The 13857-nt window shown below is 65.9% G+C and carries 17 protein-coding genes; 11 read left to right on the plus strand and 6 right to left on the minus strand.

Going from position 1 to position 13857, the window contains the following annotated elements:
- The first annotated feature begins 2 nt into the window (after nt 1-2).
- The 3 genes from GGQ89_RS05905 to GGQ89_RS05915 are packed head-to-tail and all read left to right on the plus strand — an operon-like array spanning nt 3 to nt 1535.
- Entirely contained in the window at nt 3-497 is a 495-nt protein-coding gene (locus tag GGQ89_RS05905) for a disulfide bond formation protein B (RefSeq protein WP_184104854.1), read from the plus strand.
- Nucleotides 494-1036, plus strand: coding sequence for a demethoxyubiquinone hydroxylase family protein (locus GGQ89_RS05910; RefSeq protein ID WP_056436890.1), 543 nt, complete (start codon nt 494-496; stop codon nt 1034-1036). The genes GGQ89_RS05905 and GGQ89_RS05910 overlap by 4 nt, the downstream gene beginning before the upstream one ends.
- Nucleotides 1037-1094: 58 nt before the next feature.
- Nucleotides 1095-1535 carry a hypothetical protein gene (locus tag GGQ89_RS05915; RefSeq protein ID WP_244955761.1) on the plus strand — a complete coding sequence of 147 codons (441 nt, stop codon included), beginning with the start codon at nt 1095-1097 and terminating at the stop codon, nt 1533-1535.
- A gap of 395 nt (nt 1536-1930) precedes the next feature.
- Here GGQ89_RS05915 and GGQ89_RS05920 read toward each other — a convergent pair whose 3' ends face one another.
- Nucleotides 1931-2998 (minus strand): Glu/Leu/Phe/Val family dehydrogenase, encoded by a 1068-nt coding sequence (locus tag GGQ89_RS05920; protein WP_184104858.1) that lies wholly within the window; start codon nt 2996-2998, stop codon nt 1931-1933.
- A 128-nt stretch (nt 2999-3126) separates the two neighbouring features.
- On the opposite strand from GGQ89_RS05920, the gene GGQ89_RS05925 reads away from it, so the two are divergent.
- Nucleotides 3127-3597, plus strand: coding sequence for an Lrp/AsnC family transcriptional regulator (locus GGQ89_RS05925; RefSeq protein WP_184104860.1), 471 nt, complete (start codon nt 3127-3129; stop codon nt 3595-3597).
- Nucleotides 3598-3951: 354 nt separating this feature from the next.
- On the opposite strand, the gene infC is transcribed toward GGQ89_RS05925, so the two are convergent.
- From infC to GGQ89_RS05950, 5 genes are all read right to left on the minus strand, one after another.
- A complete protein-coding gene (infC, locus tag GGQ89_RS05930) occupies nt 3952-4485 on the minus strand; it encodes a translation initiation factor IF-3 (protein WP_037569087.1) in 534 nt (177 codons plus the stop codon).
- Nucleotides 4486-4599: 114 nt separating this feature from the next.
- Complete coding sequence (gene thrS / locus GGQ89_RS05935; RefSeq protein ID WP_184104862.1) at nt 4600-6603, minus strand: threonine--tRNA ligase; 2004 nt, start codon at nt 6601-6603, stop codon at nt 4600-4602.
- 108 nt (nt 6604-6711) lie between these two features.
- Nucleotides 6712-7461 (minus strand): EAL domain-containing protein, encoded by a 750-nt coding sequence (locus tag GGQ89_RS05940; RefSeq protein WP_184104864.1) that lies wholly within the window; start codon nt 7459-7461, stop codon nt 6712-6714.
- Nucleotides 7462-7594: 133 nt separating this feature from the next.
- The gene (locus tag GGQ89_RS05945) at nt 7595-7789 is read right to left on the minus strand and encodes a con-10 family general stress protein (protein ID WP_056436877.1); all 195 of its coding nucleotides are present in this window, start codon (nt 7787-7789) and stop codon (nt 7595-7597) included.
- A gap of 416 nt (nt 7790-8205) precedes the next feature.
- Nucleotides 8206-9021 (minus strand): LD-carboxypeptidase, encoded by an 816-nt coding sequence (locus GGQ89_RS05950; protein ID WP_076717433.1) that lies wholly within the window; start codon nt 9019-9021, stop codon nt 8206-8208.
- A gap of 74 nt (nt 9022-9095) precedes the next feature.
- Here GGQ89_RS05950 and GGQ89_RS05955 point away from each other — a divergent pair, with 74 nt between their 5' ends.
- From GGQ89_RS05955 to GGQ89_RS05985, 7 genes are all read left to right on the plus strand, one after another.
- Nucleotides 9096-10487, plus strand: coding sequence for a UDP-N-acetylmuramate--L-alanine ligase (locus tag GGQ89_RS05955; RefSeq protein ID WP_184104866.1), 1392 nt, complete (start codon nt 9096-9098; stop codon nt 10485-10487).
- Nucleotides 10488-10551: 64 nt separating this feature from the next.
- Nucleotides 10552-10959, plus strand: coding sequence for a hypothetical protein (locus GGQ89_RS05960; RefSeq protein ID WP_184104868.1), 408 nt, complete (start codon nt 10552-10554; stop codon nt 10957-10959).
- Entirely contained in the window at nt 10941-11156 is a 216-nt protein-coding gene (locus tag GGQ89_RS05965; RefSeq protein ID WP_206362777.1) for a helix-turn-helix transcriptional regulator, read from the plus strand. The genes GGQ89_RS05960 and GGQ89_RS05965 overlap by 19 nt, the downstream gene beginning before the upstream one ends.
- Nucleotides 11157-11217: 61 nt before the next feature.
- Complete coding sequence (locus GGQ89_RS05970) at nt 11218-11472, plus strand: DUF6356 family protein (protein ID WP_184104872.1); 255 nt, start codon at nt 11218-11220, stop codon at nt 11470-11472.
- 383 nt (nt 11473-11855) lie between these two features.
- The gene (locus tag GGQ89_RS05975; protein WP_184104874.1) at nt 11856-12584 is read left to right on the plus strand and encodes an alpha/beta hydrolase; all 729 of its coding nucleotides are present in this window, start codon (nt 11856-11858) and stop codon (nt 12582-12584) included.
- Nucleotides 12581-13345, plus strand: coding sequence for a tetratricopeptide repeat protein (locus tag GGQ89_RS05980; protein ID WP_184104876.1), 765 nt, complete (start codon nt 12581-12583; stop codon nt 13343-13345). The genes GGQ89_RS05975 and GGQ89_RS05980 overlap by 4 nt, the downstream gene beginning before the upstream one ends.
- A 90-nt stretch (nt 13346-13435) precedes the next feature.
- Nucleotides 13436-13852, plus strand: coding sequence for a VOC family protein (locus GGQ89_RS05985; RefSeq protein WP_056436857.1), 417 nt, complete (start codon nt 13436-13438; stop codon nt 13850-13852).
- Nucleotides 13853-13857: the final 5 nt, after the last annotated feature.

Here is a 13857-nt window from a genome sequence, read left to right on the forward strand (position 1 = left end):
TCATGGCCGTCCCCCGCACCCGTAACGAGAGACTGGCGAACATCATCGCCTTCGCCCTGCCCGCCGCGCTGCTGGCGGGAGCCTGGGGCAGCCAGCTGATCGGCGGGCTGTACCCCTGCGAGATGTGCCATTGGCAACGCTGGCCGCATTATGCCGCGCTGGTGCCCGCCTTCCTTGCCTTCTTCGTGCCCCAGCGCAGCATCCGGGGATCGCTTGTCGTGCTCGCCGCGTTGTTGATCGCAGTGTCGGGGGCGATCGGTGTCGCCCATGCCGGGGTCGAATATGGCTGGTGGCAGGGCTTTACCGCTTGCACCTCGACGGTGGATTTCACGGGCGGGAGCGCCGCCGACCGGCTGAACGCGATTTTGAAGGCGCCGGTCATCCGTTGCGATGTGGCGCAATGGACCTTGGGCGGTATTTCGCTCGCCGGGTTCAACGCGATCTTCTCGCTGGGCGGTGCGGTGGCGATCCTGCTGTTGATGAGGAAGGCGCGATGAGCCAGCTTCGCTGGATGCCGGGCGACCGGCGCGAATCGACGAAGGCGATGGTCCGGGTGGACCAGGCCGGGGAATATGGCGCGACCCGCATCTATGCCGGGCAGCTGGCGGTGCTGGGCGACCGGCATCCCTTTGCACGCGCGATCCACCACATGGCCGAGCAGGAAGAGCGCCACCGCGCCTTTTTCGACCGGATGATCGCCGAGCGCCGGGTGCGCCCGACCCTGTTCCAGCCCTTTTGGGACAAGGCCGGTTTCGCGCTGGGGGCGATCACGGCAGCGATCGGGCCCAAGGCGGCCATGGCCTGCACTGCGGCGGTCGAGACCGAAATCGACAAGCATTACCAGGAACAGCGCGACCAGCTGGGCGATAGCGATCCCGAACTGTCGGAGGCCATCGCTGATTTCCAGGCCGAGGAACTGGAGCATCGCGACCATGCACTGGGCGCGGGCGCGGAAGAGGCGATCGCCTATCCGGTGATGTACGGACTGATCCGGGCGGGCTGCAAGGTCGCGATCGCGGCGGCCAAGCGCCTCTGAACGATATTGCGGGAGAGAGAGGATGACGAACCGGTCCCGGGCCGCCGGCATGTTGGCCATGATGACGATCGCAGGCATCGGCGCGGCCCCCGCGACGGCACAGCAGGTCGCCGCCCCCGGCGCGCTTCCGCCCAAGAAGATCGAGGCCCCCGGCGAGGTGTCGCGCAACGCGCCGGTCAACGGCGTGCTGACGCTGTTCGGCAACGAACGCTGCCCGACGGACAATCAGGGCAACGAGATCGTGGTCTGCGTCCGGCGCGGCGCGGAGGAACAGTTCCGCGTGCCCAAGGAACTGCGCGACCTTCAGGTCACGCCCGAGAATGAGAGCTGGGCGACGCGGGCGACGGGCACGCTGAACGAGGGTGCGGGCGTCAACAGCATCGGCAGCTGCTCGGCGGTCGGCGCGGGCGGCGCGACCGGCTGCTTCGTCCAGCGCGCGCGAGAAAACCGCGCGATCAACGCCCAGCGCAGGCGTGACGAGGAACCGCGGAATCCGTGATTTTCTCGTGGCGGAGTAACCCTTGCCCGCTCGTTTGCACAATTTCCGCGAAGGCCGGGATCGAGGTGGGAAAGCGCGGGCGGGGACTTCGATCGGACCGCAGCTGGCCCCCGGCCTTCGCCGGGGTGGCACGCTGTAAAACGCCAGCCTTTCGCCTTGGACGAGGCTGAAGCGCGATCCGGATGTCTTGGCGAATGTTGGCCCTTGGCCTTCGACTTCGCTCAGGCTGAACGGGGGTGGGGAAATAGACCGACATTGGTCAGGGCAGACCCGCCCCCTCGTCCCGCCACCATTCCCAACCTCCATTCACGCTGAGCCAAGTCGAAGCGCGCGCCAGATTCCGGCGGCTGGGCCGATGCCGGACCTGCCACCCATCAAACTAGCCCCATCGTCCCTCAGGCCGCCACGGCCTGCACACGCGGCACCTGCGCGATCCGTTCCAGCGCCATCGCACGCGCGGCCTCGTCCGGCGTGATGCCGTTCTGCTCGGCAAGCGCCAGCACCGCCCCCATCTTCCGCCCGACGGCCAGGACCCGCCGCCGCACCTCGGTCGTGCGCCAGCCCAGATATTCGCCTGCGACATTGATGATCCCGCCCGCATTCGCCAGGAAATCCGGAGCATAGAGGATGTCGCGCGCGGCCAGCCGTTCGGCCATGTCCTCGCTCGCCAGCTGGTTGTTGGCGGCTCCGCACACCACGCTCGCGCGCAGCTGGGCGACCGTGTCGGCATCCAACACCCCACCCAATGCGCAGGGCGCGAGCACGTCGACGCGCGCCGACAGCAGCGCCCGGCTGCTCATGACCATTGCGCCGAACCGTTCGGCCGCGCGCGCCGCCACCTCGCTGCGCGGTTCCGCCACGATCAGCTTGGCCCCCTGTTCGTGGAGCAATTCGCACAGCGCATAGCCGACATGGCCCAGCCCCTGAACGCCGACCGTCACGTCGGAAAGCTCCGCGCCCAGCCGCTGGCGCACCGCCACACGCATGGCCTGAACCACACCCAGCGCCGTCCAGGGCGAGGGATCGCCACCGGGCTTCTGCCTGGAAACCGGAAGCCCGGCGACATGGCGGGTACGCGTGGCGACCTCTGCCATATCCGCCACGCTGGTCCCGACATCCTCGGCGGTGACATAGCGCCCCTTCAGTTCGGCGACCTGACGCCCGAAGGCGCGGAACATCGCGGCGCGGTCGAACGGCCCTTGGGGCAGGCGGATGACCGCCTTGCCGCCGCCAAAGGGCAGATCGGCCAGCGCATTCTTCAACGCCATGCCCTCGGCCAGCCGCAGCGCATCGACCGTCGCGCTGCGATCGTCGGCATAATGCCACAACCGGCACCCGCCCGCCGCCGGGCCGAGCGTGGTCGAGTGGAGCACGATGACGCCGCTCGCCCCGCTGTCCTTGTCGTGGAACGTCACCACCTCTTCGGGCGGCAGGCTCTGGCGGTCTTGGGCTGGGTGCAGCATCGATCGTATCCCTGAACTTTCTCTGACATGGAGATAGCCCAGCGCGAGAGGCGAAACTGATCCGATTGGTTAGGCGAATGTCGATTTATCGGTTAATATGACCCCGCAATATCCAATTAGAGGATGAAATGTCTCACGATCTCGATATCTGGGAACGACGTATCCTTGCTCTGTTGCAAGAGGATGCCAGCCTGTCGACGGCCGCCATCGCCGAAACCATCGGCCTGTCGGCGTCGCCTTGCTGGCGGCGGATCGACCGGCTGGAGCGTGACGGGATCATCAAGCGCCGGGTCGCACTGGTCGATCGCGCCAAGGTGGGGCTGAAGGCGCAGATCTTTGCGCAGGTGAAGCTCAACGCCCATGGCCGCGCCAATCTCGACGAGTTCACCGCCGCCATCCGCGAGGTGCCGGAGGTGATGGAGTGCCATGTGTTGATGGGCTCGGTCGACTTCATGCTGCGCATCGTGGCGGCGGATATCGAATCCTATGAGCGGCTGTTCTTTGAAAAACTGTCGAACCTGCCCGGGGTGCAGGAAATCAACTCGACGGTGGCTCTGTCGGAGATCAAATCGACCACGTCGCTGCCGATTGCCGGGTGAGGCCCTCCCCTTGCTATTGGGGCCTGTGACACGTCCCCCGCTCCGTTCGCACTGAGCGTAGTCGAAGTGCACGCCACACGGTGGAACGGATCGACGCTGTTCGGATGGCGTTGCGTGAGACGCGAAGTCTTCACGCGCAGGACAACATGAAATGCCCCCTCCCCTGAAGGGGAGGGGCTCACGTTGATTCAAGGCATTGTCGTCAGGCTCGAACCTTCGTCGCTCAGGCTGAGCGGAGGTCCAGATTCAACATTCTCCACTCACGCCCAAAACAAAAACCCCCGGCAGCCCATCGAGCCACCGGGGGTTTTCAAAAGCATCGCGCAACCCGGAGAGCCCCCGAGTCGCCGCGCATCACTTCGGGGCCAGCACCATCAGCATCTGGCGGCCTTCCATGCGCGGATAGGCTTCGACCTTGGCAACCTCGGCCACCTGCTCGGCGACGCGCTGGAGCACGTTCATGCCCAGCTGGCCGTGGCTCAGCTCGCGACCGCGGAAACGCATGGTGACCTTCACCTTGTCGCCCTCGCCGATGAATTCGACCACCTTCTTCATCTTGGTGTCGTAATCATGGTCGTCGATGTTCGGACGCATCTTGATCTCCTTGATCTCCTGCGTCTTCTGCGACTTGCGGGCGAGGTTCGCCTTCTTCTGCGCCTCGTACTTATATTTGCCGACGTCGAGGAACTTGGCGACGGGCGGGTCCGCGTTCGGCGACACTTCGACCAGGTCGAGGCCGAGCTCCTGGGCCTGGGCCATCGCCTCGCGCGTGTACATCACGCCGAGATTCTCGCCCTCATGGTCGATCACGCGAACCTTGGGGCTTTGAATCCACTCGTTGAACCGAGGACCGTTCATCGGCGGCGCCTGCATCGGACGGCGCATCATGGGAGGACGTATGGGTATTTCTCCTGTGGCAATTACGATTTCAATATAAGCGATCGGGCCCGAATTTGAAAGGGCGAGACAAACGTCCCGCCCTCCCCCTTACTTAGTGCTGATTCAGCCGCGCAGATCGGGCGGGGTCGCCTCTTCGCGCAGCATCGCGATGGCTTCGTCCAGGGTCATGATCTCCTGCGCCTGGCTGCCCAGACGACGGACGGCGACCTTGCCTTCCTCGGCCTCGCGCTTGCCGACGACCAGCAGCACGGGGACCTTGGCGACCGAGTGTTCGCGCACCTTGTAGTTGATCTTCTCGTTGCGCAGATCCGTCTCGACCCGGATGCCCGCCGCCGCCAGCTTGGCCGCCGCGTCCTCCGCATAGCCGTCTGCGTCCGACACGATGGTCGCGACCACCGCCTGCACAGGCGCCAGCCAGACGGGGAAGCGGCCCGCATAATGTTCGATCAGGATGCCGATGAACCGCTCGTATGATCCGAAGATCGCGCGGTGGAGCATGATCGGGCGATGCCGCTCGCCATCCTCACCGATGTACGACGCATCGAGTCGCTCGGGCAGAACCCGGTCCGATTGGATGGTGCCGACCTGCCAGGTGCGACCGATCGCGTCGGTCAGATGCCATTCCAGCTTGGGCGCATAGAAAGCCCCCTCGCCCGGCAGTTCTTCCCAGCCATATTGCTCGGTCGCGAGCCCCGCGCGCACGACCGCGTCGCGCAGCTCGGTTTCGGCCATGTCCCACATCTCTTCGGTGCCGAAGCGCTTTTCGGGACGCAGCGCCAGCTTGATCGAATAAGTGAAGCCGAAATCCTTGTAGATCCGGTCCGCCAGTTCGCAAAAGGCGCGAACCTCCTCGACGATCTGGTCCTCGCGGCAGAAGATGTGCGCGTCGTCCTGGGTGAACTGGCGCACGCGCATCAGGCCGTGCAGCGCGCCGTGCGGCTCGTTGCGGTGGCAGCAGCCATTCTCATAGAAGCGCAGCGGCAGGTCGCGATAGGACTTGATCCCCTGGCGGAAGATCAGGACGTGCGCCGGGCAGTTCATCGGCTTCAGCGCCATCCACTGCGCATCGTCCGACACCAGCGGGCCTTCGTCCTCGACGTTCGGCACCTCGTCGGGGATCACGAACATATTCTCGCGATACTTGCCCCAATGGCCCGATTGCTCCCACTGGCGCGCGTCCATCACCTGCGGGGTCTTCACCTCGCGATAGCCGCCCGCGTCGATCGCGCGGCGCATATAGGCCTCCAGCTCGCGCCAGATGCGATAGCCCTTGGGGTGCCAGAAGACCGAGCCATGCGCCTCCTGCTGGAGGTGGAACAGGTCCATCTCGTTGCCCAGCTTGCGATGGTCGCGCTTGGCGGCTTCCTCCAGGCGGGTCAGATGCTCGGCGAGCTGCTTCTTGTTGAGCCAGCCGGTGCCGTAGATGCGGCTGAGCATCGCGTTCTTCTGGTCGCCGCGCCAATAGGCGCCCGACACGCGGGTCAGCTTGAAGGCATTGGGATCGAGCTTGCCGGTCGAGGCGAGGTGCGGCCCGCGGCACATGTCGAGCCAGGCATCCTCGCCCTTGCCCGCACGATAGACGGTCAGTTCCTCGGTATCGGGCAGTTCGGCGGCCCATTCGGCCTTGAAGCTCTCGCCCTGCGCCGTCCAGCGCTCGATCAGTTGCTCGCGGGTCCAGACCTCGCGGATCAGCGGCTCGTCCTTGGCGATGATCTTGCGCATCTCGGCCTCGATCGCGGGCAGGTCCTCCTCGGTGAAGGGCCGGTCCTTGGGCGCGAAGTCGTAATAGAAGCCGTCATCGGTCGCCGGACCGAAGGTGATCTGCGTGCCGGGGAACAGCGCCTGCACCGCCTCGGCGAGGACATGCGCATAGTCGTGGCGGGCGAGTTCGAGCGCGTCGGCCTCGTCCTTCGCAGTCACCAGCGCCAGCGCGGAGTCGCCCTCGAACGGCCGCATGATGTCGCGCAGTTCGCCATCGACGCGCGCGGCGATCGCCGCCTTGGCCAAGCCCGGACCGATCGCGGCGGCGATGTCCGCAGGAGTAGTTCCGGGCGCGACCTCACGGACGGAACCGTCGGGCAGCGTGATACGGAACATCGCGGACATGGATACTCTCTTCGATTAGGGCTGGTGATGCGCCAGCGGAACCCGGCGCGAGGGGCTCTATAGGGAAGAATCCCGATTAGGTATATGGGCAGGTATATGGGGTGGCGCTCAGCCCTGCGCCCGGATCTCCGGCAGTACCTCCAGCGCGGGCCGGGCATACCAGTAACCCTGGTGATACCGCACGCCCAGATCGCGCAGCGTCGCGGCCTCGGCCGCCGTCTCGATCCCCTCGGCGATCAGCAGCGTGTCGAGTTCGGCGCACATGCCGACCACCCCGCGCACGATGGCGCGGCGGCGGGGATCGGTGTCGATGTCGCGGATCAGTTCCATGTCCAGCTTCACCTCGTCGGGGGCGAAGCGCATGAACCGGTCGAGTCCCGAATGGCCCGCGCCGAAATCGTCGATCGCCACCGAAAAGCCGATCTGCTTGTAGGAGTCGATGATGCTCGCGACATGTTCGGGCGATCCCATCTCCTCGTTCTCGGTGAACTCGAAGATCAGCCGGTCGACGGGCAGCCCCTGCGCCTGGGCGGTGCGCAGGGTCAGCTGGATACAGGCCATCGGCGAATATACGGCATTGGGCAGGAAGTTGATCGACAGCCGCGCATCGCCGTCCATGATTCCCGCCGCCATCGCTGTTTCGATCGCCTTCACCCGGCACGCCTGGTCGAAGGAATAGCGGTTCGCCTCGTTCACCTGCGACAGCACGCTATACGCGCCCTCACCCCCGAGGCCCCGGATCAGCGCCTCATAGGCAAAGGGGCGACCGGTCATGGTGTCGACGATCGGCTGGAATGCCATCGTGAACGGGATCTCGAAATCGACACCGTCGCGGCATCCACTGCAGATTTTGCGCATTTCCATGCCCCCCGGCTAGTTGGAATTGGTTAACGCCTTGCTTCACCGGATTTTTCCCGCGCAAGGCGCTTGCCCGGAAAAAGGGCGGCGGTGGTCCGTATCCACCGCCGCCGCAAGGTTCAGGACCTGGGCGTCAACCTTGCTGGCCGCCGCCGTGACTGGCCTGTCCGCCCTTTGCCCCGGCCTCGGCCGCGCGTTCGGGGTCGTTCTTGAAATTGCCACCGCTTTCCTGACCACCCTTGCGCCCTGCTTCGGATGCCTTTTCGCGGTCGTTGGCGAAGTTGCCCGGATTGTTCTCGCGGCCGCCGCCGCCATTGCTATTGGCCATCTTGTCTCTCCTACTGCCCCCGCAGCGCAAAGACGAAGCGGCGGAGCCTCAAGTTTCGCAAATCCTCGCAACAATTATATTCTGCATAAGTGACAGATCATGATCTGTTTAATGGAGCGAAGCGGTACGAACTTCAACAATCCTGACCCATATCATTATCATCCACAGGGGCGGAGCCTGAAACAACGGAGCGAACCACATCATGTCTTCGCCGATATCACGCGGCGCAGCCGGTCCCTATTGATCGATTGGGTAGGCCGCCATCGCCGTGACCTTGCCGTCGATGGGCGCAGGCGACATGTCGATACGAACCGGCGGTGCGGTGGCGGAGACCGGGATTTACGAGGGCGAGTTTGTCTGCGCCATCGCGGTCCGTGCGATGCATAGGCCAAGCGCCATGCCTTCATCGCCTTCCCTCACGCGATCCCGAACGGCACCAGATGATTGTCCTGCGTATGACCGATCCGCGCCCGCCCCAGATAGGGCACGCCCATCTCGGTGCACCAGCGCTGGATCATGAACTCCAGCGTCTCGCCCCATTCGGGCTCGTTGGCCTGCACGTTGCTGACCGCGCCCAACCGGACGCCGGCCACGCCCTTGAGCTGGGTGGCGTTGGCCATGGTGAACAGCATCCGGTCGACGGCATAGAGATGCTCGGACACTTCCTCGATCATCAGGACATGGTCGGTCAGGTCGGGCAGCCAGGGCGTGCCGATCAGCGCATGGAGGATCGACAGGTTGAACGCCGCCGCCGGGCGGCCGTCGAGGCCCGGCTCCAGCCCCTGCCGGTCGCCGCTCACCAGCCAGCCGAGCGAGCGCGCCACCGTCGCGTCGCCATGCTGGCGGCGAATATCGCTTGCCATCGGACCATGGACCGGCCGTCCGATCCGCCGCGCGTAAAGCGCCGCCAGTACGAAGCCGAGGTCGGAATAGCCGATATAGGTCTTGTGCCCCGCCGCCGCGTTCAGATTCGGCATGACCCGCGACAGGATGCGGTTCGATCCATAGCCGCCGCGCAAGAACCAGATCGCGTCGATGCCGGGGTCATTGGCGAACTCCAGAAAGGCCGAGGCGCGGCGTTCGTCGGACCCGGCGAAATGGCCGTCCTGCTCGTAGCATTGCGGGTGGAAGATCAGGTCGACGTCCGGATAGGCGATCGCGGCGAAGGCACTGACCGGGGCTTCGGCGGCAGGATTGCCGATGCTGGCGGGGGCGAGGATTCCGATCTTCATTCTGGCGTACCCCCTTGGCTGCCGATCCGGCGGGGCATTGCCCTGTGCCGCATTACCGCCGATAGCGTGGCGCCATGACCAACGGCAATTCCTGTTTTCTGGTGGGTATCGGCGGATCGGGGATGATGCCGCTGGCGATGATCCTGCGCGCGCGCGGCTGGACGGTGGCGGGCTCCGACCGGGGACTGGATCAGGGGCGCGTCGCCGCCAAGTTCGACGCGCTGCGCGCCGCCGAGATCGCGCTGTTCCCACAGGACGGATCGGGCGTGACCTCGGCCGACCAGCTCGTCATCGCCTCCGCCGCCGTCGAGGAGACGGTGCCCGACATCGTTGCCGCCAACCGGCTGGGCTGCGCCCGCGCCACCCGCGCGCAGATGCTCGCAAGCCTGTTCAACGAGAGCGCGCTGCCCATCGGCGTGGCGGGGACCAGCGGCAAGTCGACCGTCACCGGCATGATCGCCTTCATCCTGCACGAAACGGGGCGCGATCCGACCGCGATGAACGGCGCGGTGATGAAGGATTTCGTCTCGCCCGACAGCCCCTTTGCCAGCGCGCTGGTCGGCGGCGGCGAGGCGTTCGTCAGCGAGGTCGACGAAAGCGACGGCTCGATCGCACTCTATAATCCGGCCATCGCGGTGCTGAACAATGTCAGTCTGGACCATAAGTCGCTGGAGGAATTGCGCGACCTGTTCGGTGGGTTCGCGGCGCGCGCGCGCCATGTCGTGGCGAATGCGGGCGATGCCGAGACGGCGGCCTTGCTGGCCGACATCCCCAACCTGACCACCTTTGCGGTGGAGGGGGCGGCCGATCTGGTCGCCGAGGCGCTGAAGCCCGAACCCTTCGCGATTCAATTCGACCTGATCACCGGGGGGGCGGGCTATCATGTCCGGCTATCGGTGCCGGGCCGCCACAATGTCTCCAACGCGCTGGCCGCGATCGGCGCGAGCGTGGCGGCGGGCGTGCCGCTGATCGATGCGATCCGCGCGGTCGAGCGCTTCACAGGCCTGAAACGCCGGTTCGAGAAGGTCGGCGAGGCGAAGGGCGTTACCGTCATCGACGATTTCGGCCACAACCCCGACAAGATCGCCGCGACGCTCGACACGCTCCATGCCTTTCCCGGGCGGTTGCTGATCCTGTTCCAGCCGCACGGTTATGGCCCGCTCAAGGTCATGCGGACCGAACTGGTCGACAGCATCGCCGCGCGGATGAAGCCCGACGACGTGCTGGCGATCCCCGACCCGGCCTATTTCGGCGGCACCGTCGCACGCGAGGTGACCAGCGCCGACATCGTCGCCGACCTGCGCGCGCATGGGCTGGATGCCCGCCACATCGCCGACCGTGCCGAGGCCGCGGCGATGCTCGTGGCCGAAGCGCAGGAAGGCGACCGTATCGTGGTGATGGGCGCGCGTGACGATACGCTCAGCCTGCTGGCGCAGGACATGGTGGAGCAGCTCGCAGCGACGTAAAGGACGCTTGACGTAAAGCAAACTTTCCATGTAAAGCCTCCTTCACATATGAGGGAGGTTCGTGATGCGCCTGCAACCGGAAATGAAGCGATATACCCGCCGCCTGCTGGTGACGATGACGCTCTATGCCATCGCACTGATCGGCGCGAATATGTGGTTTCGTCATGCGCCGCCGTCAGGTCCGCTGGCCTATCTGGTCGCCATCCTGCCCGCGCTGCCGATCATGGGCGTCTTCGTCGTGATCGGCCGGTTGCTGGTGGAGATGCGCGACGAATATGTGCGGATGCTTCTCGTGCGACAGTCGCTCATCGCAACCGGCTTTGCCCTGTCCGTTTCGACGGCATGGGGGTTTCTGGAGGGCTTCGGTCTTGTGGAGCACACCCAGGGCTATTGGACGACCGTCCTGTGGTTCGGCGGCCTGGGACTGGGCGGTTGCTTCAACGCCCTGACCGAATGGCGCACGCGGGCGTGAACAACCACCTGCGCACCCTGCGGGCCGAACGCGGCTGGAGCCAGCAGGACCTGGCCCAGTTGTTGGAGGTCAGCCGCCAGAGCGTCAACGCGATCGAAACGGGGCGCTACGATCCCTCGCTCCCCCTCGCCTTCAAGATCGCCGAGCTGTTCGGCTGCGCGATCGAGGACATTTTCGTCAGCCCGTCCAAAGGCTGATTTGGCCTATTCCCATCGCCATGATAGGATCGCCGCCAACGGCCATAGGAGAACGCCCGTCATGTTCCGTCGCCTGTTCACCGAACATCCCGAAAGCGTCGGCGAAAGCTATGTCGAGCATTTCGGCGTCGCGGCACGGTTCGGGGGGATCATGATCCTGGGCGGGCTGGGCGCGATCGTCCATGCGGTGGTGCCAGGGCTGTGCACCACGACGGGCAGCGACACGGTCGCCCGGCTCCATGCCGAGATGGTCGCCAAGCGGCGCAAGAAACAGGCCGCGCAGACGCAGATGAAGAGCGTGGAATATGTGATCTGAGGGGGTCTTGCCCCTCCACCACTCGCTGACGCGAGCGGTCCCCCTCCCCAAGCGAGCTTGGGGAGGAATGCGGTGGTTCAAGCCGCTTGCCGTTGATACCAGCCAAGCCTAGTTTGACTCGGCGTCGCGCGTGACACGGTGAATCTGGCTGCCGTAGGACCGAAGACTTTCGGGATCGCTTGCGAGGGACTGGCAGTCCTCGCCGCGCGGCGCACTCCCCCCCTCCGTTCAGCTTGGGCATAGTCGAAGGCCACGCCACGGCCTCTCCAGGCATTCCTATGAGAAGGTCATGCCTTGGCCTTCGACTTCGCTCAGGCTGAACGGAGGGCGGGACATTGCGCCGTCGGGTTTCCAATCCCTCCCCCGGCCCCTAAATCCCGGTCATGACCGACACGCCCACACCCCGCCCCAAGCTCGCCCATCACTGGACGCCGGGGACCGGCCCCGCGATCGTCTTCCTGCCCGGCTATGCCTCGGACATGCAGGGGTCGAAGGCGCTGGCGCTGGAGGCATGGGCCCAGGCGAACGGCCGGGCCTTCCTGCGCTTCGACTATGGCGGCTGCGGCGAGTCGGAGGGCGCGTTCGAGGATCAGGCGCTGGCCGACTGGCGGGACGATGTGGTCGCGATGCTCGACGATGTGGTGAAGGGACCCGCCATATTGGTCGGATCGTCGATGGGCGGCTGGCTGATGCTGCTCGCCGCCAAGGCACGCCCCGAACGGGTCCAGGCGCTGGTCGGCATCGCGCCCGCGCCCGACTTCACCGACTGGGGCTTTTCCGAGGAGGAGAAGATGACGATCCTCCAGACCGGGCGGCTGGAGCGGCCCAATCCTTATGGCCCCGCCCCGACCATCTATACCCGCCGTTTCTGGTCGTCGGGCGAGGCCAATCGCCTCACCTTCGGCTCCATCGCATTCGACGGGCCGGTCCGCCTGCTTCAGGGCATGGCCGACCCCGATGTGCCCTGGCAGCGGACTACCCATCTGGCGCAGCTGTTCCGTTCAGCCGATGTGCAGACTGTCTTGATCAAGGACGGGGACCACCGGCTGTCGCGCGATGCCGATATCGCGCTGCTGATCCGGGCCGTCGAGGACGTGTTGCACCGCCTATGATCCTGCTCTCCCTGGCGCTCGCCGCCGCCGTCCAGTCCGCCCCCGCCAAGACGCCGCCCCTACCCACCGACCCGCGCGAGGCGCGCTATCAGCGCTGCGTGACGCTTGCCGACACCAATCCCGCGGCGGCCAAGGTCGAGGCGGGCAAATGGCGCCTGGCGGGCGGCGACTATTTTGCGCAGCAATGCCTGGGCCTCGCCTTTGCGGCCGAACGCAGCTGGAGCGCCGCCGCCAGCGCCTTCGAACAGGCCGCCCGCGCCGCCGAGACCGCGCATGACGTGCGTGCCGCCAATTACTGGGCACAGGCGGGCAATGCCTTTCTGGCCGCCGGAGACGCCACCCATGCCCGCGCCGCGCTGGATGCCGCGCTGGCGGCAGGCGAGTTGAGCGGCTTCGCGCTGGGCGAGGCGCAGCTCGACCGTGCGCGGGCCTCGGTCGCGGGCGGCCAGATGGCCGCCGCGCGTATCGATCTGGATGCGGCGCTGACCAACGCGCCTGCCGATCCGCTCGCCTGGCTGCTCTCGGCGACGCTGGCGCGGCGGATGAAGGACCTGCCCCGCGCGCAGAAGGACATCGCCCAGGCGCTGGCCCGCTCCGCCGACGATCCCAGCGTCCAGCTGGAGGCGGGCAACATCGCCGCCGTCGCGGGCGACGAGGCGGGCGCCCGCAAGGCGTGGAGCGAAGCCGCCCGCCTCGCCCCGCCCGACAGCCCGATCCGCGCCGAGACGGCCAAGGCGCTCTCGCAATTCCCGTCCCGCTAATCCCTTATCGCACGTAAAGGTCATGCTTTCCCGTTCGGGATAGCATGACTGTCCCGCCCGAGCGGCCCCGTTGAACAGGCAGAACCACCGATGCGCTATCTCCACACCATGATCCGCGTCAGCGACCTGGACGCCAGCATCCGCTTTTTCGAGCTGCTGGGCCTGAAGGAAGTCCGCCGCGTGGACAATGAACGCGGCCGTTTCTCGCTGATCTTCTTGGCCGCGCCGGGCGACGAAGGCCGGGCCGAGGTCGAGCTGACCCACAATTGGGATCCCGAAATCTACACCGGCGGTCGCAATTTCGGGCATCTCGCCTACCGCGTCGACGATATATACGCGACGTGCCAGCGGCTGATGGATGCCGGGATCATCATCAACCGCCCCCCGCGCGACGGGCATATGGCCTTCGTCAAGACGCCCGACGGCATCTCGATCGAACTATTGCAGGACGGTGCGCTGCCGCCGACCGAACCCTGGGTCTCGATGCCCAATGTCGGAAGCTGGTAAGAGGC

Origin of the sequence: Sphingomonas yabuuchiae (assembly GCF_014199595.1) — a bacterium.
In the GTDB taxonomy this organism is placed as follows: Bacteria; Pseudomonadota; Alphaproteobacteria; order Sphingomonadales; family Sphingomonadaceae; genus Sphingomonas; species Sphingomonas yabuuchiae.